Source organism: Myxococcus sp. CA033, assembly GCF_013336625.1.
Lineage (GTDB): Bacteria > Myxococcota > Myxococcia > Myxococcales > Myxococcaceae > Myxococcus > Myxococcus llanfairpwllgwyngyllgogerychwyrndrobwllllantysiliogogogochensis.
On sequence record NZ_JABUMU010000009.1, the window covers coordinates 198,910 to 219,238 of the forward strand.

Consider the following 20,329-nt stretch of genomic DNA (forward strand, 5'->3'; position numbering starts at 1 on the left):
GGTGCATGACACCCCGAGGTCGCCGAACGTCTATGCTCCGCGCGCCGAAGAGCGAGGGTGGATGAGCGACGGGGCGTTGTTCTCGACGGACACGGTGAGCACCGAGGCGCGGTACCAGTGGCACCTGTGGGCCGCGGACGTGCTGGATGTGGCGACGTCGGCCCTGGTCGGCTGGGCCGCCCTGCGCGCGATGGAGCACGAGCGGACGCCGGTGGCGATGGTGCTGGCCATGGTCCTCTCCTGGCTCGCGTGGTCCGCGGTGGGCGGTATCTGGGGGCGGACGCTGTGGCGGCAGCTCCTGGGCGTGCGGCTGGTGCGCAACGCGGGGGCGCCGGGCGCTCAACGCGGCCTGGTCCGGGCCTTCACCACGCCCGTCGACCTGTTGGTGGCGCCCGTGCTGCAACGCCGGCCCTTCGACACGATGCTCGGCCTCTACGCGGAGCCGGTGACGGCGGGTGCGGGGGCCCGGCTGAGGGGAATGGCCCCGCAGCTTCCCTGGCTGGCGCTGCTGGCGGGCGCGGTGTGGCTGCTCGTCACTCCCACGCGCGCGGAGATGCTCAAGTACCTGGGGAGCACGTTGACGGGCTGGCACTGCTGCCACAGCACGCGGGACGTGACGTGGGAGTGCCGCACGTCACTGAACCGCGCGGTGCGCGAGGCGAACTCCGGCCGCGAGGACGTGCGCGCCGTCGTGGCGGACTGTCCCGTGGCCTCGGAGCGACTCGCGAAGCCGTGAGCCGGAGCGACAGGGGTCAGCGCAGCGTGGTGATGAGCTGTCCCTCGTCGCAGAACACGCCCACCTTGCCGGGCTCGACGAAGTGCTCGGCGTGGGTGGCGAAGTTCTTCACGGCCCGCTCCTTGTTGGGGGGCAGGATGCCCAGCATGCCCCGCTGACGGCGGTCCTTCACCACGGAGCAGTTGGTCCAGACGAAGTCGTCGAGGTTGCGGACCGCCACGCCGCTTCCACCAAACGGGCCAATGCCGCCCGCCTTCCTCACCGCGCCCGTGAGGAGCTTGGGCGCGGCAATCATCGGGGGAGCGGGCTTCGACGGCTCGGCGGCGGCCTCGGGCTCGGCGGGGGTTTCGTCGGGGAAGGACTCCAGTTCGGCGCCGACCTCTGGCAGCGCGATGAAGCGCGGGCCCGTGGCCGCCCTGGCGGACTCGTCGAGGCTCAGCCGGACCATCCGCGCCTTGATGCGGTCCCTGGGGGTGGCGCCCGCCCATGACACCGTGGCGCGCCCGAGCAACACGCGCTGCATGTTCTTCGCGGGGCCCACGACATTGAACTTCTGGCGCATCCGCAGGGGAACAGCCTGGGGGCCCCTGACGGCATAGCCGCCGTTCTCCTCCACCACCGCGAGCGCCACCTCGGGCGAGACATAGGTGACGCCCTTCTCGGGCTTGGGAGCCACGGCGACGGGCTCGGGAGCCGGCTTGGGAGCAGTCGGCTTCGGCGTGGGCGTGCGCTTGGGTGGCAAGGGCTCCCGGGTCGCCACCACCTCTGGTTCCGGCCTCGGTGCCGGCTTGTCGACAGGAGGCGGGGTCGGACGCGTCTCGGCGGTGGTCGGCGGAGCGGGCTTCTTGTCCGAGGTGGGAGGCGGCGGTTTCGCGGCGACGGGCGGAGGAGGCGTGGGGGCGTCCGGGCCGCCCTGACCCTTGACGAAGTGGGCCGTCGTCACCGCGGTGCCGACCATCAACAGCAGCACCGTGAGCGCGATGACGAGCATCGTCCCCGTCTTCCGGGAGGACGCGGGCTTCGCGGCCACAGCGGTGTTGACGGATTGGGAAACGGACGCCGTCGACACCGGAGCCATGGGGCCCGACGAGGCCGCCTGGACCACCGGGCCCGACGACGGGGCGCCGCTCGCGGCCATCGCCACCCCACCCGCGACGCCTCCGGAGCCGGGACGCAGCGTGGTGGCATCGGTGCCCATCGCGTCCTCGGCGGAGGGAACATCCTGCCGGGCCATGCCGGCCACGCGACGCTCATTCGAGGGAGCGGGCGGCTCCGTCGGCGCGCGCATCATCGTCGGCTCGAAGCCCGACTGCGCGGTGTTCTCCGGAGTGCCCTGGGGCCCGGTGCCGAACGCTCCCGTGCCGGTGCCACCGGCCAGGACGGGCATCGGCGCGGGCGTGCGGTGGTGGCTCCCGGACGACGTCACCTTGGAGATGAGCTGTCGCTGCGCGGCGAAGGCCTCCGGACACAGCGCGCGGACGAAGTGGCCCACTTCCTCGGCGCCCACCGCGGCGCCCGAGCGCACCAGCTCCCCGTTGAGCGCCCGCGCCAGTTCGTCCGAGCGCGAGTAGCGTTCATCCGGACGGGCGGCCAGCGCGCGACGCACGACGGCTTCCAGCGCCTCGTCCACGTCCCCGCGCAGCCCCTTCATCGACGGCACGGTGGGCTGCGACATGGCCGCCATCATCTCGCCCACCGTCCCGTGGGGGATGAGCGAGCGGCCGGCCAGCATCTCCCACAGCACCACGCCGCACGAGTAGATGTCGCTGCGGTGGTCCAGCGCCTCCGCGCGCACCTGCTCCGGCGACATGTAGCCCAGCTTCCCCATCACCGTGGCGGGCAGGGTGTACTTGCTGCGCGCCGCGGACTTGGCCAGGCCGAAGTCGATGACCTTGACCTCACCCTCGTACGACACCATGACGTTGTGGGGTGACACGTCGCGGTGGACGATGCCCAGGGGCGAGCCATCCGGCCCCACCTTGCGGTGCGCGTAGCCCAGGCCCTCCGCCATGCGCTGGCCCAGGAACAGCGCCACCGGCACCGGCACCTGCGCGCCCTGCAACCGCGCCTGCTCCAGCAGGTACGCCAGGTCCACGCCGGCCACGTACTCCAGCGCCATGTAGTACGTCCCGTCCGCCTCCCCCATGTCGTACACCTGGGCGATGGACGAGTGGACCAGGTGCACCAGCACCTTGGCCTCGTGGTGGAAGCGGTCCAGGAACTGCCGGTCCTTCAGCAGCGTCGGGAGGATGGTCTTGACGATGCACGGCTTCTCGAAGCCGGCCGCGCCGCTGATCTTCGCCAGGAACACCTCGCCCATGCCGCCCTGGCCCAGGGGATGGACGAGCTCGTAGCGCCCGAGGAAACGGGAGGACTCTGTAGGTGCGGTGCTCATGGCTTCTCCTGGCAGCGAAGCACCCGGACACACACGGAATCAAGCTGTCGAGGGCCCTTCTCGCATCTGTCAGACACCGTACGCGCTCGGAACATCAACCCGCCTGCCCTGGCCGGGGTGTCAGACCGGTGAGGCACAACTGTCAGTGAACCTCCTGTCTTCCAGTACGTCCAGCGCCCGGCCGCGTTGAACCCGTGGACGAAGGACTCCCGCGTCCTCCTCCTCCGAGGTGGGCGGTGAGCGCGGGTTTCAGGACAACCGGCGCCTGGGGTGGCCCGGGCCGAAAGCCAGTTTGAGACAGGCGGGCCACACAGGATGTGAACCCGCGCACCTCCCGTCGCCGCGCCCCCGGTCGGGCCGTTGCCGCGACGCGAAGCGATGCGCTCCCTGGGAACAGGTGGGGCCGTCCGGCCGGAAGCCCTCCGGCCGGGCCTCGCAGTGTCGCCCGGGTGGTGACGAAAGGAAGTGCCTCATGACGCGCTGGGGATTCATCGGGTTCTTGGCGGTCGCGGGCTGTCTGCCGGACGAGTCATCTCACCGGGATGCCCAGCTGACCGCCTGTCCCGGCATCACCGCGGGCATGTTGCCGGGCGAACCTCACGGGAAGGCGACAGCGGGGCTCGACTCTGGCGACGAGGACGGCCGTGAGCGCGTCATCATCCGCTACCGGCGCGAGGACGGGGTGACGGCGGCCCAGGTGCACCAGCTCGTCGGGCAGGTGACGGCGACCTTCCGGAACGTGCCGGCCGTGGCCGCGCGCGTGACGCCCGAGGAGCGGCTGGCCCTGGCGTTGGACCCCCGCGTGGAGAGCATCGAACCGGACCAGAAGCTGTACGCCCTGGGGACCTCCGCGCCGACGGCCCTGGCGCTGGCGACCACCCTGGCTGGCACGCGGGAGTACGTCGGAGAGCTGCGCCGGGTGCAGGCGCTGGAGGTGTGGGACCAGGATGGGGACGGGCTGCCGGACCCCGGGGCGGTGACGGGCGCGGGCGTGAAGGTGTGCGTCATCGACAGCGGCCTGGATTTGGACCACCCGGAGCTGCGCGACGCGGTGGTGGCGGCGCGGGACTTCCTGGATGGGGACGACGCGCCCAGCGACCGGGACGAGGAGCGGTGGGGCTCCGGCCACGGCACGCACGTGGCGGGCATCATCGCGGCGCGGCCGGGGCTGGGGGGACGCGGCGGGCCGGTGCTGGACGAGCGCGGACTGATGGGCGTGGCGCCCGGTGCGCAGCTCATCATCGCCCGGGTGCTGAACCTCGAGGGAAGCACCCACATGAGCCTGGTGATGAAGGCGCTGGAGTACTGCCAGGCCGAAGGCGCGAAGGTGGCCTCGCTGTCGCTGGGCGGCAGTCTGGGCAGCCTCAACACGGAGGAAGGCTTCAAGGCGGCGCTGGACGGCGGGATGCTGGTGGTGGCGGCGGCGGGCAACGAGGGGCAGGGCTTGATGTCCTATCCCGCCTCGGACCCGTCCGTGCTGGGGGTGGGCGCCCTGGACAACACGGACCGGCGCGCGGTGTTCTCCTCCTACGGTGAGGGCCTGGCGCTGATGGCTCCCGGCGTGGACGTGCTGTCCACCTTCCCTCAAGGCCGGGGCTCGTTCGCCGCGCTGGAGGTGGGCAACTCCCGGCCCATGTCGCGCTCGCTGCTGTACGCGCCGACCGGTGACACCTGGGGCTCGCTGGTGGACTGCGGCATGGGTGAATCGGTGGCCTCGTGCGGAGAGGACGGCAGTTGCCGAGGCTTCGTCGCGTATGTGCACCCGAGCGCCTACGTGCGGCCCGACCGGGCCATCGTCAACGTGATGCGGCAGGGCGCGCGCGCGGTCATCTTCGCCAGCGAGCTGATGGAGGGAGGCGCGGAAATCCTCTCCGTGCCGCAGCGCGGAACCTGGGTGCCGTCCGTCACCATCACCCAGGCGGCGAGCACGGTGATGGAGCGACAGCTCGGCGCCACCGCGAAGCTCAGCCTTCGCCCGGCGGACTACGCGTACATGTCCGGCACTTCCATGGCCACGCCGTATGTCAGCGGCATCGCCGCGCTGCTGTTCAGCGCGCGCCCCTCCGCCACGCCCGCCGAGGTGAAGGCGGCGCTCCTGAGCAGCGCGAAGGACCTGGGCGACAGCGGTTACGACGAGCAGTACGGCCACGGCCTGGTGCAGGCCCGGCGGGCGCTGGAGGCCCTCGTCGGCCCGGTGCCCTGAAGCCCCGCGTGCCCGCCCCTCCCTCCGGGGAGGGAAGGCCAGCGGGCCGACGTGTCCACCGCCCCGTCGATGAGAGGACGGGCGAGGGACATCAGACCCGGGAACATTGCCGGGATGGGGCGTGAACTCCACGTTGCCTTTCGGACGCTCGGAAAGGAGTCCGACATGAAGGCATTCGTGCGTATCGCGGGATGTGTGGCGGCGCTGTGGGGATGCGCCGTGTGGGCCCAGGAGGACTACCGCCCCAGCGCGGAGCGGGCCCCTGGAAACCTGGAGCCGGTGCAGGTCGATGAGCCCAAGAAGGAGTCGTCGAAGCACGCCGACACCGGCCTGTACGCGCAGCTCGGCGGCGGCGCGGAGGGCTACACCGGGCAGCTGGCGCCCCGGCTCGACGCGGGCTTCACGTACGGCGGCGCCATTGGCTACCGGCCCCTGGGCTTCCTCGGCGTGGAGCTGGGCTACAACGGCAGCGTCAACAACGTGGACATCGACGGGAACGGCCGGGCAGGAAGTCTGGGCGAGGGCGCGGACGTGGTGCGCAACGGAGGCCAGGCGCTCGTCATCGGCAACTTCACCGACGCCCAGTTGCAGCCCTACGCGGTGACGGGCATCGGCATCGACGACTACAACATCCGGCACGACGCGGTGGGCCGCGAGTTCGGCTTCAATGACGACACCAGCGGCTATGTGCCCGCGGGCCTGGGCCTGCGCTACCAGTTTGGCAAGCTCATCACCGCCGACGCGCGCGTGAGCTACAACTTCCTCTTCGACCAGGACTTCGCGCCCACGTCCGCGACGCCCAACGCCCTGGACGGCCGCTACATGGGGATGCTCCAGATTGGCGGCACCTACTAATCGAAGCCCGGCACGAAGAAGGCGCCCGGACCTGGGTGGGTCCGGGCGCCTCGTGCTTCGTGCCGCCACCGGGCCCTCGCTTCAGGAGGGCCGGTCAATCCCGATGCGCGCGGCGGACCACGTGCCCTGGAGCCACCGGGGCAGCTGGCTCTCGATTTTGTCCGCCTCCTGCTCCGTCACCTGCTCGCGCAGCGCCGCGAAGACGCCGTGCAACACGAGCCGCACGTTCTCCGGCTCGGCGTTCAGGTGGTTGGCCACCTGGAGGTAGAAGTCGTCGCGGTCCACCTTCCCGCGCACGCTGTCCGGGTGGCGGGGGCACGCATCCACGAGCCCCCGCAGGTCCTCGGGGAGCTGCTCGCGCAGCTGCCGCATCAGCCCGTCGGACAAAAGCTCCGACAGCCCGCGGAACACCGCCTCCGCCGCCTGCTCCGCCTCGAAGTCCGGGAGCTGCGCGGATACCGCGTCCATGAAGGACTTCCGGTCCGTGCCCACCCCCAGCCCCGACCACGACTGCGTCGTTTCCTGCTTCTGAATCGACATGCGCGTCTCCTCTCGCGCCTTCACCGTGGGGGCGCGGCGAGTGTCCGGCAGCAGGCAACAGGCCTGCTTCCCGGCCGCTCGGTCCGCGTCAGGCCTTGCGCCGTGCATTCCCAAGCATGGGATTCCCGTTCGCTCCTGGGACATCCAACCGACCCCGCGCAGCGCGGTATGTCTGCCTTTGATTCGACCGATGAACTGGACTCATGGCACCTCACCGCGAGTCCCTGCAGCCGGCGACAAGGCGTCCGGAACCACACGGAACTCCGGGGGATTTGCAAAAAACCCGGCACATCGCGTGCGAGAGGAATGGGTGGAATGAAATCCCGTCGCAATTGTACTGGGGGCGCGACGTAGGTCGTCTGTGCGGCGACCAGGCCGCCTTCTCTTTCCCCCACGAATTGAGGATTTTCATGTATCGCATCGCCGTTGCCGCCCTGTTCCTTGCTGCCACTGGTTGCGCCACCACGGGAGGCGCCGGGAGCCGCGAGGGCAACGCCACCGTCGCCGGTGTCATCCGTCTGCCGGAGAGCGGGCTCGCGCAGGCGGGCAACCCGTGTGACCAGCTCCGCGTCGTCGTCGCTCACGCGGCCACGCCCACGGATGCCCTGGGCAGGGCCATGGTGAAGTCCAGCCGTGGCAACCGCTGCTCCTTCACCATCTCCGGCATCCCCAGCAACACCGACCTGCAGGTCAGCACGGTGCCGGACGCCAGCCTGAAGTGCGACAACGGGTCGGTGCCCACCATCACCCCGGAGCCGTCCACCATCAAGATGGCGAACTACGGCACGGGCACGAAGGACTTCACGCTGAGCTGCGGCGCCTGAGTTCGGTTTGACGTCCGGAACCCTCCGCTCCCAACTCGAGCGGAGGGGCCGGGCAGCCCTCGGGACGTCCAGGAATTCCGGATTGCTTCGCGCTCTGAGGGGCGCGAGACTTCTGGGAGACCGCCCGCAGAGCGGCACGAGGTACCGGAGTGGACCGGGCCGCGATGGATGCGAAGAAGGACGACCCGGTGAAGATTCCAAGCAGTTGGCGCGCCGCCACGCTTGCCCTGAGCCTGGGCGGGCTGGGGTGGGCGTGTGAGTCGGAAGAACCGTTCCCCACGCTCGACGAGCTGGACCAGCTTCGCAGCCTGCACTCGCTGTCGAGCCACCCGCGCCTGGACGCCACCAACAAGGTGGACGGCCTGCCGGTGGCCCAGGAGCTGGGACATGACTTGTTCAGGGACACGGGCCTGTCTCGCTGCGGCACGGTGTCCTGCGACAGCTGCCACTCCGGCGATGGTCGCACGGTGGACACGGCGACGGCGGAGGGCTGCGGCGGACAGCGCACGGAGCGCAACCCGCCCACGGTGTTGAACGTGCGGCACAACCGCTGGTTCATGTGGGACGGGCGGGCGGACTCGCTCTGGTCGCAGGCGATTCTGCCGCTGACGAATCCGGTGGAGATGGACTCGGACGCGGAGGTGGTGCGGGCGAGGCTCCAGGCGGAGGAGTCCTACCGGACGCGCTACCAGACGCTGTTCGGCGTGGAGCCCTCGGGCGTGGCCGCGCCGGTGCTGATGGCCAACGTGGGCAAGCTGATGGCGGCGTACGAGCGGGTACTGATGCAGGTGGACGCGCCCTTCGATACGGACGTGAAGCGCTTCATCGCCGCGGCGGAGGCCGGCTCGGCGGAGGGCGACCCGGCGTACCTGGGGCTGAAGACCTTCGTGCGCAAGGGGCAGTGCATCGTCTGCCACAAGGGGCCTTCACTGACGGACGAGCTGTTCCACAACGTGGGCCTGGAGGACCGGGGCCCCGGCGCGGGCGGACAGTGGGCGGTGCTCAACGCGCTGCTGGACTGGGAGTTCAACGCCTCGAGCAGGCACAGCGACGACCCGAACGGCGCGGACGCGCTGCGGCTGCGCACGCTGCGCTCCCAGGCGAAGCAGGAGGAGCTGGAGGGCGCGTTCCGCACGCCGTCGCTGCGCAACGTGGCGCTGACAGCGCCGTACATGCACACGGGCGCGCAGGCCTCGCTGGAGGAGGTCGTCGACTTCTACAACGACGGCGGCAACCCGGAGGGCTCCTTCACGGGCAAGCGCACCGTCACCATCGTCCCGCTGGAGCTGACGGACGCGGAGAAGCGCGCGCTGGTGGAGCTGCTCAAGTCGCTGACGGGCACCCCGCGCTGACCGGCGCACCGACGGGCTCCCGCGCCTTGTGAGGACGGAAGGACGGGAGCCCGCGAGCGAGCAGCGACTTCAGCGCACCAGGTGGAAGTCGGTCTGCCGCTTCCAGGCCCAGTGCACGCGGCCTTCCGCGTCGATGGTGATGTCCTCTTCCTGGGCGGAGCGCACGCGCTGGTTGTTCCACTCGGGCACGGGGCTCGTCGCCTGGAGCTCAATCGAGTACCACATGTTCGCCATGACCTTGTGGTCGCCGTTGCCGGGCACGCCCTCCTGCCGGTCCCACAGGCCCACCATGGCGCCCGCGCCGTGGCCGTGCAGGCCAATGGGGTGCGAGTAGATGGTGCCGTCGATGCCCTCGGACGTCATGCGCTGACGGGAGCTCTTGAGGACCTCGTTGCCGGTGCGGCCAGGGCGCAGCTCCTCGAAGACGATGTCCTGGAGGCGGTTGGACGTCTTGAGCGCGGCCTTCAGGCCCGCGGGCACGTCCGTCTCACCCTCGCGCAGCACGTAGCCCATGTGCTGGGTGTCGGTGTTGAGCCGCAGCGCGGTGACGCCGTAGTCGCAGTGGAGCACGTCGCCGCGCTGGATGACGGGGTCCTCGCCGAGCTGCTCCTCGGTGACGCCCTGGCGCTGCACGTCCACGGACGGCTGGAACCAGGTGTCCAGGCCCAGGTCCGCCAGGCGCTGGCGCATCCACCACTCCACGTCGGAGATGCGGGTGACGCCGGGGGTGACGACCTGGTTGGAGAAGGCCGTCTCGATGATGTTCCAGGCGAGCTTCGTCTCGTCCTCGTAGAAGCGGACTTCATCGGGGATGCGCCACGCGATGAGGTCCACGGGCAGGCCCTCCGCGGGCTTGAAGCGCTTCACCCAGTCGGGGCCGAGCGCCTGGGCCATGCCCTCGTACTCGCCATGGGAGAGGCCGTCGGCGAAGGCGAACGTGCGGGAGATGTCGAGCGCGATGCTCTGGGGCTTTCGCTCCTCCAGCACCTGCTTGAGCACCAGCCACTGGTCCGGGCCCCACAGCTCCGCCTGACGCAGGCCCTCGCCGCCGTGGCTCACCTGCTGCTGGGCGCGACGCGGAACATAGACGCCGCCCTGCGGTCCACCGCCGAGCGCCAGTCGCTCCACGCCCTTCTCCGGGCCCAGGTCATGGAACACGTAGATGGTGCGGCGGCGCGCGGCGAACGTGGTTGGAGACACGAGCGCCTTGAAGACGGGGTCCTCGTTGTACTCGCGCATGGGGACGACCCACATCTCGATGCCGTACTTGCGCATGAGCTGGGGAAGCGCCGTGTCCATGCGCTCGCGCAGCCAGGCCTGCTGACGGTCGGCCTGCTCACGCAGGGTGCCGAAGGGGCGCTCCGGCACGGAGGCCTTCGCCGTCGCGACGGCGGTGGCGTCCGGAGACTGCGAGGAGACGGAGGCACATGCGGTGCTCAGCATGAGCGGTGCGAGGAGACGGAGGCGGGTTCGCATGGCCGCGCAGTCTGGCACGCACGGACAGGGGCGTCTCGGCCGTGTGGTGCGCCGAGGGCCGGGGGCTTCGTGTCTTGCGAGGCTTTCCGCGCGGCGGTGCTCAGCCAGTCACAGGAGGTTTCGCGCGGGGGGCGGGCTGGCGCGATGCGCCAGGGCGCGCGCGGGCCGAGTCAGGGAGCGCCGGCACACGCCTGCTGGTCGGCGCCACAGGCCGCGTCGATGCGCGAGGTGTCCACGGGCTGCTGGCACTCGCTGTCGAGCGACGCGGTCAGCACCTCCGTCCGGATGCGCATGCACCGCACGCAGCCAGTCCTGGCGCCCGTGGCGTCCTCCAGCTCCGGCTCCACCTGCCGGTAGCGCTCGAGGACCTGGGCCATGCAGACCGCTTCGTCCACCGAGGCCCCCTCGCACCGCGCCGCGTGGGAGCACTGCACCGTGGCGGCGCGTTCGGCCCACTCGTCATAGGTGATTTGCGAGGGGTCCTCGCCGCCACATCCCAGCCACGCCACGGACATCGCGAACAGGAGCCACCGCATGGCCACATCTCACCGGGAATCGGCCGGCCTGTCACCCGCGGGACGGGGCGGCCTCAGCGCCGCGTGAGTCCCTCGGCGCGGCACTGCTGGGCGTCACAGCCCTCGACGACGCACGGCGCACACTCGAGCATTCCTCCACAGCCGTCCGGCACCGCGCCGCACGTGGCCTCCCGCGTCTCGCACGTCACCGGGACGCAGCCGGTCGGCAGGTACTGCTCGCTCGTTTCGAGCATGCCCGCCACCTCGTTGGCGCCGCCCACGAGCAGCACCGAGCCGTCCCGCAGCGTCAGCGCGCCCGGCAGGCCGCGAGGCTCCGTCAGCGCGGGAGCGGAGGCCCACTGCCCCGTCATCGGGTCGAAGCGCTCCACCGACGCGAGCGCGCCCGCCATGGGATGCTCGCCGCCCAGCACGAGCACCTGGCCCTCGGGCGTCACCACCGCGGCATGGTGCTCGCGAGCCACCGACGGCGCCGCCACCAGCGTCCACAGGCCCGTCAGCGCGTCGTAGACCTCGGCCGTGCTCGACGCGCGCGCGGTGCCACCGCCCACCACCAGCACGCGTCCGTCCGGCAGCAGCGTCACCGAGTGCCCCTGTCGATGCGTCCCCGCCGCGCCCCCCGCGAAGCCCGCCTTCTCCCAGCGCCCGGTGGCCACGTCGTACAGCTCCGCCTGAAGGCCGCTCACGAAGAGCGCCTTGCCCTGGGCCAGCATCACTGCCGTGCCGGCGCCGCCCCGCACGAAGCCCGGCGGCGTCGCGGGAGCCCACGTGCCCGTCATCGGGTCGAACAGCTCCGCGGAGCGCAACGGCCTGCGGTCCGCGTCGGTGCCACCCGCCACGAGCACGCGGCCATCGGGGAGCAGCAGCGCGGAGGGATCATTCCGGGCCTCGAACATGGGCGCCACCTGCGTCCAGAGGCCCGACGCCGGCGCGTACACCTCCGCGTCCGCGAGCGCGCCCGGCGCCACCACCTGCGTGCCACCCGTCACCAGCACGCGGCCATCCAGGAGCCGCACCACCGCGTGGTTGCGACGCGCCTTGTGCATGGAGCCCGTCAGGCTCCACATCCCCGTCTCCGGCTCGAACACCTCGCAGCTCGACAGGGTGCGCTGTCCGTCATGGCCTCCAGCGGCCAGCACGCGCCCGTCCTCCAGCGGAACGAGGGGCAGCAGCTTGCGCGGCGTCACCAGCCTCAGGGGCTCGACGCCCGTGTCCAACGTGCCCCCGTCCGCGCGCGGACCGGAGTTGCACGAGAACACGAGCGCGAAGAACGCCACGCCGAGAAAGGATGTCTGGACACGTCGCATGGGACCCACTCGCCTCGCTGGTCGAAGAGAGCCCGTGTACCCTGACGGTCTGACATTCCTGGGATGTCCGACCTGAATGATTCCGGACGCTTGCCCCGCGTGCCGGGTCGGAAATCCCCCACTCGCGAGGAGCCCGCACTCGCGACGTGGGAGCGCGAGTCACAAGGGTGCTCAGTGGCGCACGGAGTCCTCGTCCGACGGGGCGGAGACGTTCACCGGCTCCGCGTCCATGCCATTGGAGTGGCGGGGAGGCAGCGCACCGCCGTCGTCATCCACCTCCAGCGTCAGCAGGGGGTGGTCGGCGCGGGACAGGTACACGTCTTCGTCGCTGACGTGGTCCACGTCGCGGTACTCCACCAGGTAGTCGTGGCGGGGGATGGGCACCATGCCCTGCTCCAGCTCGAAGTGGATATCGCCGACGGCGGCGACGCGTCCCACCTTGCGTCCGTCCGCGGTCCTCACCGTCATTCCCTCGCGCACCTCGCCGGACTGAATCATCACGACCTCCTCGCGGCTGCACCTCTGTCAGCAAGAACCTGCGGGCCCGGCGCGCGTGACGACAGTCCGACGGGGCAGGCAGGGCAGCGTCCGTCTTCCTGGTGGGGGCGAAGGGAGGCGATGGGGCGGGTGGGGAGGCTCGCGCGGAGTGGAGTGCCTAACATTCGCGACAGGAGGTGCCGCATGTTGCTGGAACTGTCCGCGGTGGAAGCCCGCGAGCTGAAGCAGGCGCTGGACACGGCGTTGCTCGAGCTGCTCACCGAGATTTCCCACACGGACCAGCGCGCGTACCGCGACCTGCTGCGTGAGCGGTATGACCGGCTGGAGCAGCTCAACCGGCGCCTGGAGTTGTCGCTGGAGGGCAGTCAGGTCTACGCCTGAAGTGGGGCCGCGCGCATCGGCCGGGCGGACGAGGCGAGGGAGCAAGGCGCCGGAGCGGCGGCTCGTGAGGCGGGCGCGCGCGGAAGTGGGCGTGGTGCGCGGACGCGAGCGGGCGCACCTTCTTCCGCGAGCACGAGGGAGGCCGCGCCATGATTCCGGAGAACATCATCCAGTACCTGGAAGGTCACAACGTTCCCTTCGACCGCAGGCCGCACCTGCGAGCCATCACCGCGCAGGCGCTCGCGGTGTCACTGCATGTCAGCGGCTTCCAGGTGGCCAAGTCGGTCATCCTCCGCTCGGATGACTCGCTGTGGATTTGCGTGGTGAGCGCGCCGGACACGGTGAACCTGGACCGCGTCGCGGCGGTGACGGGCGCGAAGAACCTGCGGCTCGCCGAGGAGTCCGAGTTCGCCCCGCTCTTTCCCGAGTGTGAGGTCGGCGCGGAGCCGCCGTTTGGAAGGCTCTATGGAATCCCGGTGGTGGTGGACGAGCACCTGCGCCACGCGGAGCACCTGTTGTTCCGCGCGGGCTCCCACGCCGAGGCCCTGGAGTTGCGCTTCGCGGACTTCGAGAACGTGGAGGCCCCGCTCACCGGAATCATCGTCCATGACCGCCAGCGCGAGCAGTTGAGCATCGAGAACGACAGCTTCTCGCTGCAGCCCTGATGGGCGTGCCCTCATGAATTCCTGACGCGTTGCGCGCGCCAGAACCATCCGGAACACAACATCTACCCATGCCGACAGCGAGGCAACGCCTCTCACCGGCGTAGCCTTGGGCTGGTATCCGACTCGCACGACAACCACTGGGTCGGTGGTCGCTCGTGACGAGCGTGTGCGGGTCGTCCGTCAAGCCGGCGAAGACCCCTGCTCGCGCCCCACGCACTGCCCGAAGTAAGGCTTGAGGGCCACGCGCAATGCCGGCGGCACCCAGAAGGAGCTGCCGTGCGCATTCTGCAAGTCATCCATGGTTATCCCATGCGGTTCAACGCGGGCTCTGAGGTGTATACCCAGGCTCTCGCACACGCATTGGCGGGCCGCCATGAAGTTCGAGTGTTCACGCGCCAGGAGAACCCCTTCGCGCCAGACTACGTGATGTCGAGCGAGTCGGACCCCGATGACCCGCGCATCCGGCTCCACCTCGTCAACATGCCCAACAGCCGAGACCGCTACCAGCACGCGGGGGTCGACCAGCGTTTCCAGGAGGTCGTCGAGGACTTCAGGCCCCACGTCATCCATGTGGGTCACCTCAACCACCTTTCCACCTCGCTCATTCAGGTCGCAGCCACCCAGCAGGTTCCCATCGTCTACACCCTGCATGACTACTGGCTGATGTGCCCTCGTGGGCAGTTCATGCAGATGCATCCCAAAGACCCCTCGAACCTTTGGGCGTCATGCGATGGGCAGGAGGACCGGAAGTGCGCCGCGCGGTGCTATTCCCGCTACATCTCGGGCGCACCCGAAGAGCAGGAAGAGGACCTTCACTATTGGGAGGGCTGGGTACACCGCCGCATGGAGCATGTGCGGAAGCGAGTCTCTGACGTTGCCCGCTTCATCGCGCCTTCCCGCTATCTGCTCTCGCGATTCCGCGACGAGTTCGGCATTCCGGCCTCGAAGCTCACCTACCTTGACTATGGCTTCGACCATTCGCGTCTTCGGAATCGCCAGAGGAGGGCTGAGCCAGATTTCGTCCTGGGCTACATCGGCACGCACATCCCAGCCAAGGGCATCCACCAACTGCTCGAAGCCTTTGGTCGGCTCCAGGGCAGCGTCCGGCTGCGCATCTGGGGCCGACCACGCGGAGCGAACACAGGGGCGCTCCAAGCCATCGCCCGCTCGCTCCCAGGAGACCTGTCCTCTCGGGTGGAATGGCGTCCCGAGTACCGCAATGCGGACATCGTGAGCGATGTCTTCAACCACGTGGATGCCATCGTGGTGCCTTCCATCTGGGTGGAGAACTCTCCGCTCGTCATCCACGAAGCTCTCCAAGCTCGTGTCCCGGTCGTCACCGCGGACACCGGTGGCATGCGTGAGTACGTCCAGGATGGATTGAATGGGTTGCTCTTTTCGCATCGAGACCCCGCATCACTCGCACGGGCCTTGCAACGCATGGTCGATGAGCCCGACCTGGCGCATCGTCTTGGGGCGCGAGGGTACCTTCAGTCCCAGCACGGCGATGTGCCCGACATGCGGGAACACGCCCAGGAAATTGAAGCCCTGTACGCGGGCGTCATCCGGCAACAGCGTGCGGCACGAACTCCCACGCGGCCGGGTCCCTGGAGAATCACCTTCGACACCAACCCGGACGACTGCAACCTCCACTGCATCATGTGCGAAGAGCACTCGCCCTACAGCCAAACCCAACAAGAACGCGAACGGGCGGGCACTCCAAAACGGCGCATGCCCATCGACCTGCTTCGCCGCATCCTGGAGGACAGCAGGGACACCCCACTGCGTGAAGTCATTCCGTCCACCATGGGGGAGCCTTTGCTGTACGCGCACTTCGACGACCTCATCGACTCGTGCATGGAGCACGGCGTCTTGCTGAACCTCACTACCAATGGAACCTTCCCCCGGAGGGGCGCTCGTGAGTGGGCGCGGCGGCTGGTCCCCATCACCTCCGATGTGAAGATTTCGTGGAATGGAGCCTCGAAGCGGACCCAGGAAGCGGTGATGCCGGGGGTTCGTTGGGAGCGAGTGTTGGAGAACGTCCGGGCCTTCATCGCCGTCCGGGATGAACATGTCCGCAACGGAGGGCATTCGTGCCGGGTGACGCTCCAGCTCACCTTCCTCGAAACCAACGTAGGGGAACTGGCCGACATCGTTCGACTTGCGGCCAGCCTGGGGGTCAATCGCGTGAAGGGGCATCATCTGTGGGCCCACTTCGAGCAACTCAAGCCCCTTTCGCTCCGTCGAAGCCCGGACTCCATCTCACGGTGGAATGAAGCCGTTCGCGACGCCATCAACGCGGCCCGAGAGAATCCCCTGCCGGATGGCAGTACGGTGCTCCTGGAGAACTTCCACAGGCTCGACCCCGCGGCCGTCGTGGACCTCGCGCCAGGAGCACGCTGCCCCTTCCTGGGGAAAGAAGCCTGGGTGAGCGCGCTCGGTCGCTTCGACCCTTGCTGTGCCCCAGACAAGGAGCGAAGGACGCTCGGCGCATTCGGCGATTTGCATCAAGCCACGCTGCACGACATCTGGTCCGGGAGCGCCTACGAGCGACTGCTGGCCACCTATCAGGACCATGCTCTGTGCAAAGGGTGCAACATGCGCCAACCCGCCGAGGCGGCGCGATGAGCGACTGGACACGGACCCGCGTCGCGCCAGAGCGAACCCATCACATCCAGGACAATCTGCCGCTCTACTCGGTCCGCTTCACGGAAGTGCTCTCCTTCCATGCACCAGGGCTCGCCGCGGTGCGCGATGAGACTGGCGCGTTCCACATCGACCTCACCGGACGCGCGACCTATGCACATCGCTTCCAGCGCACGTTTGGCTTCTACGAAGGACGGGCCGCTGTCGAGTCTCCCGAGGGCGCCTTCCATGTTCGCGTGGATGGCTCCGCGCTGACGGAAGCGCGCTATTCCTGGTGCGGAAACTTCCAGGAAGGTCGCTGCACGGTGAGGGAGCGCCAGGGACGCTATTTCCACTTCGACGAAGAATCCCGCCCTGTCTATCGCGAGCGGTACGGCTACGCCGGAGACTTCCGCGAGGGTTTCGCGGTCGTCCGAGAGGACTCTGGCCTGCATCTGCACATTGACCGGGATGGCCGACCGTTGAACGGCCACAGGTTCGAGGACCTGGATGTGTTCCACAAGGGTTTCGCGCGGGCGAGGGACCTTCGTGGGTGGCACCATGTGGACAGGGCCGGCGAGCCTCTCTATGCCACTCGCTTCGTGGCGGTGGAGCCCTTTTACAATGGGCAATCCCGGGTGATTCGAGGGGATGGCTCGCTGGCGGTCATCAACGAGCGAGGGGACGTCGTCCTGGAGCTGCACCAGGCACAGCCCCTTCGCTCGACGTCAACCGGGTGAGCTGCGCCAGGCACCTATTCCGAAGCCCGCGCACGCCCCGTCTTCGCGTCGAACCGCCGCAGCTTCGAGGCATCGAAGCGCAGGGACACGGGGGTGCCCGAGGCGGCGCGGAAGTCACCGGGTGCACGGGCCACGAGCTGCTCACCCGCCACGTCCACCGTCACCCAGCTCTCCGCGCCCATGGGCTCCACCAGATACACGAGCCCCGTCAGCGCCCCCGGTGACTCGTCGCCCTGAGCCGTCACCACCAGGTGCTCGGGGCGAAGTCCCAGCACCACGTCCTCGGCCGCGAGGCCCAGTGTCCCGGGCTTCACCTGGTTGATGCGCGGAGAGCCGAAGAAGCCCGCCACGAACAGGTTCGCGGGCGCGTCATACAGCTCGCGCGGCGGAGCCACCTGCTGCACCTCGCCCTGGCTCATCACCACCACCCGGTCCGACAGCGTCATCGCCTCCGACTGGTCATGCGTGACGTAGATGAACGTGGCCTGGAGTCGCTCGTGCAGCTTCTTGATTTCACCACGCATCTGCGTGCGCAGCGCGGCGTCCAGATTGGACAGCGGCTCGTCGAACAGGAACACCTTCGGCCGTCGCACGAGCGCGCGTCCCAGGGCCACGCGTTGCCGCTGCCCACCGGACAGCTCCTTCGGCCGTCGCGACAGCAGCGCCTCCAACCCGAGCACCGAGGCCACCTCGCGCACCCGCGCCTCGATGTCCGCGCGCGACAGCCCGGCGACCTCCAGCGGGAAGGCCAGGTTGCGAGCCACGTCCAGGTGTGGATAGAGCGCGTAGCTCTGGAACACCATGGCGATGTCGCGCTCCTTCGGCGACATGCCGTTGACCACCTCGCCATCGATGCGCAGCGTGCCGCCGGACAGCTCCTCCAGTCCGGCAATCAGGTTGAGCGTGGTGGACTTGCCACAGCCGGACGGGCCGACGAGGGACACGAACTCACCGTCCGCGATGTGCAGCGTCACGCCCTTCACCGCGGCCACGCCCCCTCGATACACCTTGCGCACGTCCTCCAGGGACACCGTCGCCACGCGACTAGCCCTCCCCGGTGCCCGAGCCTCGGGCCCATCGCGCGCGGCGTCTCTTCATCGAAGCTGTCTCTCGGATGCGCATGGAGGCAGCCAAGCCCCTCGTCACCGGGCACGGCAAGCGCGATGTCGCGCCGCCGTGCACCCGCTGACAGCCCGCGCCTACAGCGCCAGCGTCATGCCGCCGTCGATGACGAAGGCGGAGCCCGTCAGATAGGGATGGTCGTCGCAGGCGAGCATCAGCGCGGCGTCCGCGACCTCCGCCGCCGTGGCGAGCCGCTGCTGTCCATGCACGTTGACGCGAGCCCAGGCGGCCGCCGCTTCCTGGAACTGCTCCTCCGGCATGTTCTCCGCGCCCATCTGCCGCCGGACCAGCGGTGTGTCCACCGTGCCCGGGCAGAGCGCGTTCACCCGGATGCCCTGCGTGCCGTACTCCAGCGCCGCCGCCTGGATGATGCCCACCAGCGCGCGCTTGCTCGCGGTGTACGCCGAACTGCCCTTGCGCGTGGCGAACGCCTGCACCGAGGACGTCACCACGATGCTCCCGCCTCCCCCACTCAGCATGTGAGGGATTTGCGCCCGCATCGCCGCGAAGACGCCGCGCACGTTGGTGTCCGAGAGGTCATTCCACTCCTCCAGGGAGATGTCGTGCAGCCCCTTGGCCATGCTGATGCCCGCGTTGTTGAACGCGACATGCAGCCCGCCGTAGTGCTGGACCACCGTGTCCACGAACGTCCGCACCGCGTCCGCATCTCTCACGTCGACCTTGTAGTAGGTGGCCTCACCGCCCGCCTGACGGATGAGCTGCTCCACCTCCTGGCCCAGGTTCTCCCGGCGACCGCAGAAGGCCACCTTGCCGCCCTCGGCCGCGAAGGCGATGGCCGCTGCCCGGCCGATTCCGGACGTCGCGCCGGTGACGAGCACCACCTTGTTCTCGAAGCGCCTCCTGCCAGTCACGGGCGCCACGCCCACCGGCGAGCCACACGCCACATCCGCCGCGAGCACCGCCGTACTCCCCAGCGCCGCCGTCAGAAACGTCCTCCGCTCCAACCGCACGGAGTCCTTCGAATCCCGCGTCGTCATCGTCACCTCTCAAGGAAAATCCTGGTGAGGCCCTCACGAGTAGCAACGCTGGACTGTTTGGATAATCCACATTAACCAGCACAGGTCATGCATCCAGGCTTCACAATGAAGAAGGACCAGCTCGACGGCGTGATGACGCTGTTGAGCGTCGCGCGGCTGCGCAGCTTTCGCGCGGCGGCGACGGAGCTGGGAATCTCTCCCTCCGCGGTGAGCCAGATTGTGCGCGCGCTGGAGGCTCGCGCGGGCGTGGCGTTGCTGACGCGCACGACTCGCAGTGTCGGGCTCACCGAGGCGGGCAGGAGCTTCCTCGAACGGGCCACACCCGCCGTCGACGAGCTGCTCGCCGCCTTCGACTCCGCGCGCTCGCTGGGCGGCAAGGCCAGCGGCCTGCTCCGACTCAACATCCCTCGCGCCGTCATTCCTCACGTCATCGAGCCCATCCTCGCGGGCTTCTGTGCCGCCCATCCGGACGTGCGGATTGAAATCCACGCGGCGGACCACCTGAGCCGCATCGTCGACGAGGGCTTCGACGCGGGCGTCCGGCTGGGCGAGCTCGTCGAAGCGGACATGGTGACGGTGCGCCTGACGCCGCCCTTCGGCTTCGCGGTGTTCGGCGCCCCCGCCTACTTCGAGCGCCATGGGCGCCCTCGCAAGCCCGAGGACCTGCGCGCGCACACGTGCATCAACTACCGCTCCGGCGACGGCTCGCTGTACCGCTGGCAGTTCCAGCGCAAGGGACAGCCGCTGGAAATCGCCGTGCAGGGCACCGTCATCGTCAATGACTCCGCGCTCAACTTGAACGCAGCGGTGAAGGGACTCGGGCTCGCCTATGCGGCCCAGCCGCTCGCGGCCGAGCACCTCCGGGCAGGTCGCCTCGAACGCGTCCTCGCATCGTTCTGCCCCGACACGCCGGGCCTCTTCCTCTACTTCCCCAGTCGCCTCCAGGCGATGCCGAAGCTGCGTGCCTTCATCGACTACTCACGCAAGCACCTGAAGGTCTCCGCACCTTGAGGCGGGCGGTGCCCCACGCATGACGCACCGCGCCCTGGGGCCACCCCAAACCACACATACTCACAGTC

Annotated in this window: 18 protein-coding genes; 10 read left to right on the plus strand and 8 right to left on the minus strand. The window is 69.3% G+C overall.

The window, feature by feature from the left end:
• Positions 1-61 precede the first annotated feature (61 nt).
• On the plus strand, positions 62-736 hold the full coding sequence (locus tag HUA78_RS22880; RefSeq protein ID WP_174477144.1) for a hypothetical protein: 675 nt from the start codon (positions 62-64) through the stop codon (positions 734-736).
• Between the two features lie 16 nt (positions 737-752).
• Here HUA78_RS22880 and HUA78_RS22885 read toward each other — a convergent pair whose 3' ends face one another.
• Positions 753-3,131, minus strand: coding sequence for a serine/threonine-protein kinase (locus tag HUA78_RS22885; protein WP_174468269.1), 2,379 nt, complete (start codon positions 3,129-3,131; stop codon positions 753-755).
• Positions 3,132-3,603: 472 nt separating this feature from the next.
• Between HUA78_RS22885 and HUA78_RS22890 the strand changes: the two genes are divergently transcribed.
• Positions 3,604-5,334, plus strand: coding sequence for a S8 family serine peptidase (locus HUA78_RS22890; protein WP_174458244.1), 1,731 nt, complete (start codon positions 3,604-3,606; stop codon positions 5,332-5,334).
• Between the two features lie 165 nt (positions 5,335-5,499).
• On the plus strand, positions 5,500-6,189 hold the full coding sequence (locus HUA78_RS22895) for a hypothetical protein (RefSeq protein ID WP_254623846.1): 690 nt from the start codon (positions 5,500-5,502) through the stop codon (positions 6,187-6,189).
• Positions 6,190-6,270: 81 nt separating this feature from the next.
• On the opposite strand, the gene HUA78_RS22900 is transcribed toward HUA78_RS22895, so the two are convergent.
• Positions 6,271-6,729: a DUF2267 domain-containing protein gene (locus tag HUA78_RS22900; RefSeq protein ID WP_174458242.1), complete on the minus strand. Its 459-nt coding sequence runs from the start codon at positions 6,727-6,729 to the stop codon at positions 6,271-6,273.
• A 410-nt stretch (positions 6,730-7,139) separates the two neighbouring features.
• Between HUA78_RS22900 and HUA78_RS22905 the strand changes: the two genes are divergently transcribed.
• The gene (locus tag HUA78_RS22905) at positions 7,140-7,553 is read left to right on the plus strand and encodes a hypothetical protein (RefSeq protein WP_174458241.1); all 414 of its coding nucleotides are present in this window, start codon (positions 7,140-7,142) and stop codon (positions 7,551-7,553) included.
• A gap of 164 nt (positions 7,554-7,717) precedes the next feature.
• On the plus strand, positions 7,718-8,905 hold the full coding sequence (locus tag HUA78_RS22910; RefSeq protein ID WP_174461173.1) for a cytochrome-c peroxidase: 1,188 nt from the start codon (positions 7,718-7,720) through the stop codon (positions 8,903-8,905).
• Positions 8,906-8,974: 69 nt separating this feature from the next.
• Here HUA78_RS22910 and HUA78_RS22915 read toward each other — a convergent pair whose 3' ends face one another.
• The 4 genes from HUA78_RS22915 to HUA78_RS22930 all read right to left on the minus strand — a co-directional run bounded on the left by HUA78_RS22915 (position 8,975) and on the right by HUA78_RS22930 (position 12,719).
• Positions 8,975-10,381, minus strand: coding sequence for a M24 family metallopeptidase (locus HUA78_RS22915; RefSeq protein ID WP_174460535.1), 1,407 nt, complete (start codon positions 10,379-10,381; stop codon positions 8,975-8,977).
• Between the two features lie 170 nt (positions 10,382-10,551).
• Positions 10,552-10,917 carry a hypothetical protein gene (locus HUA78_RS22920; protein WP_174477145.1) on the minus strand — a complete coding sequence of 122 codons (366 nt, stop codon included), beginning with the start codon at positions 10,915-10,917 and terminating at the stop codon, positions 10,552-10,554.
• A 53-nt stretch (positions 10,918-10,970) separates the two neighbouring features.
• Positions 10,971-12,221: a kelch repeat-containing protein gene (locus tag HUA78_RS22925; protein ID WP_174477146.1), complete on the minus strand. Its 1,251-nt coding sequence runs from the start codon at positions 12,219-12,221 to the stop codon at positions 10,971-10,973.
• A 171-nt stretch (positions 12,222-12,392) separates the two neighbouring features.
• Positions 12,393-12,719, minus strand: a complete 327-nt coding sequence (locus HUA78_RS22930) for a DUF2171 domain-containing protein (RefSeq protein WP_174458237.1) — start codon at positions 12,717-12,719, stop codon at positions 12,393-12,395.
• Positions 12,720-12,902: 183 nt separating this feature from the next.
• Between HUA78_RS22930 and HUA78_RS22935 the strand changes: the two genes are divergently transcribed.
• The 4 genes from HUA78_RS22935 (at position 12,903) to HUA78_RS22950 (ending at position 17,130) form a co-directional block, all read left to right on the plus strand.
• Positions 12,903-13,100 carry a hypothetical protein gene (locus HUA78_RS22935; protein WP_141646753.1) on the plus strand — a complete coding sequence of 66 codons (198 nt, stop codon included), beginning with the start codon at positions 12,903-12,905 and terminating at the stop codon, positions 13,098-13,100.
• Between the two features lie 149 nt (positions 13,101-13,249).
• The gene (locus HUA78_RS22940; RefSeq protein WP_174477147.1) at positions 13,250-13,765 is read left to right on the plus strand and encodes an aminoacyl-tRNA deacylase; all 516 of its coding nucleotides are present in this window, start codon (positions 13,250-13,252) and stop codon (positions 13,763-13,765) included.
• 276 nt (positions 13,766-14,041) lie between these two features.
• Positions 14,042-16,393, plus strand: coding sequence for a glycosyltransferase (locus HUA78_RS22945; protein WP_174458236.1), 2,352 nt, complete (start codon positions 14,042-14,044; stop codon positions 16,391-16,393).
• Positions 16,390-17,130, plus strand: coding sequence for a WG repeat-containing protein (locus HUA78_RS22950; protein ID WP_141646756.1), 741 nt, complete (start codon positions 16,390-16,392; stop codon positions 17,128-17,130). Before HUA78_RS22945 ends, HUA78_RS22950 begins: the two co-directional genes overlap by 4 nt.
• 14 nt (positions 17,131-17,144) lie before the next feature.
• On the opposite strand, the gene HUA78_RS22955 is transcribed toward HUA78_RS22950, so the two are convergent.
• Together HUA78_RS22955 and HUA78_RS22960 are read right to left on the minus strand one after the other, a co-directional pair.
• A complete protein-coding gene (locus HUA78_RS22955) occupies positions 17,145-18,170 on the minus strand; it encodes an ABC transporter ATP-binding protein (protein WP_174477148.1) in 1,026 nt (341 codons plus the stop codon).
• A 159-nt stretch (positions 18,171-18,329) separates the two neighbouring features.
• The gene (locus HUA78_RS22960; RefSeq protein ID WP_174458234.1) at positions 18,330-19,250 is read right to left on the minus strand and encodes an SDR family NAD(P)-dependent oxidoreductase; all 921 of its coding nucleotides are present in this window, start codon (positions 19,248-19,250) and stop codon (positions 18,330-18,332) included.
• A gap of 87 nt (positions 19,251-19,337) precedes the next feature.
• Here HUA78_RS22960 and HUA78_RS22965 point away from each other — a divergent pair, with 87 nt between their 5' ends.
• Complete coding sequence (locus HUA78_RS22965) at positions 19,338-20,261, plus strand: LysR family transcriptional regulator (protein ID WP_174460529.1); 924 nt, start codon at positions 19,338-19,340, stop codon at positions 20,259-20,261.
• Positions 20,262-20,329: the final 68 nt, after the last annotated feature.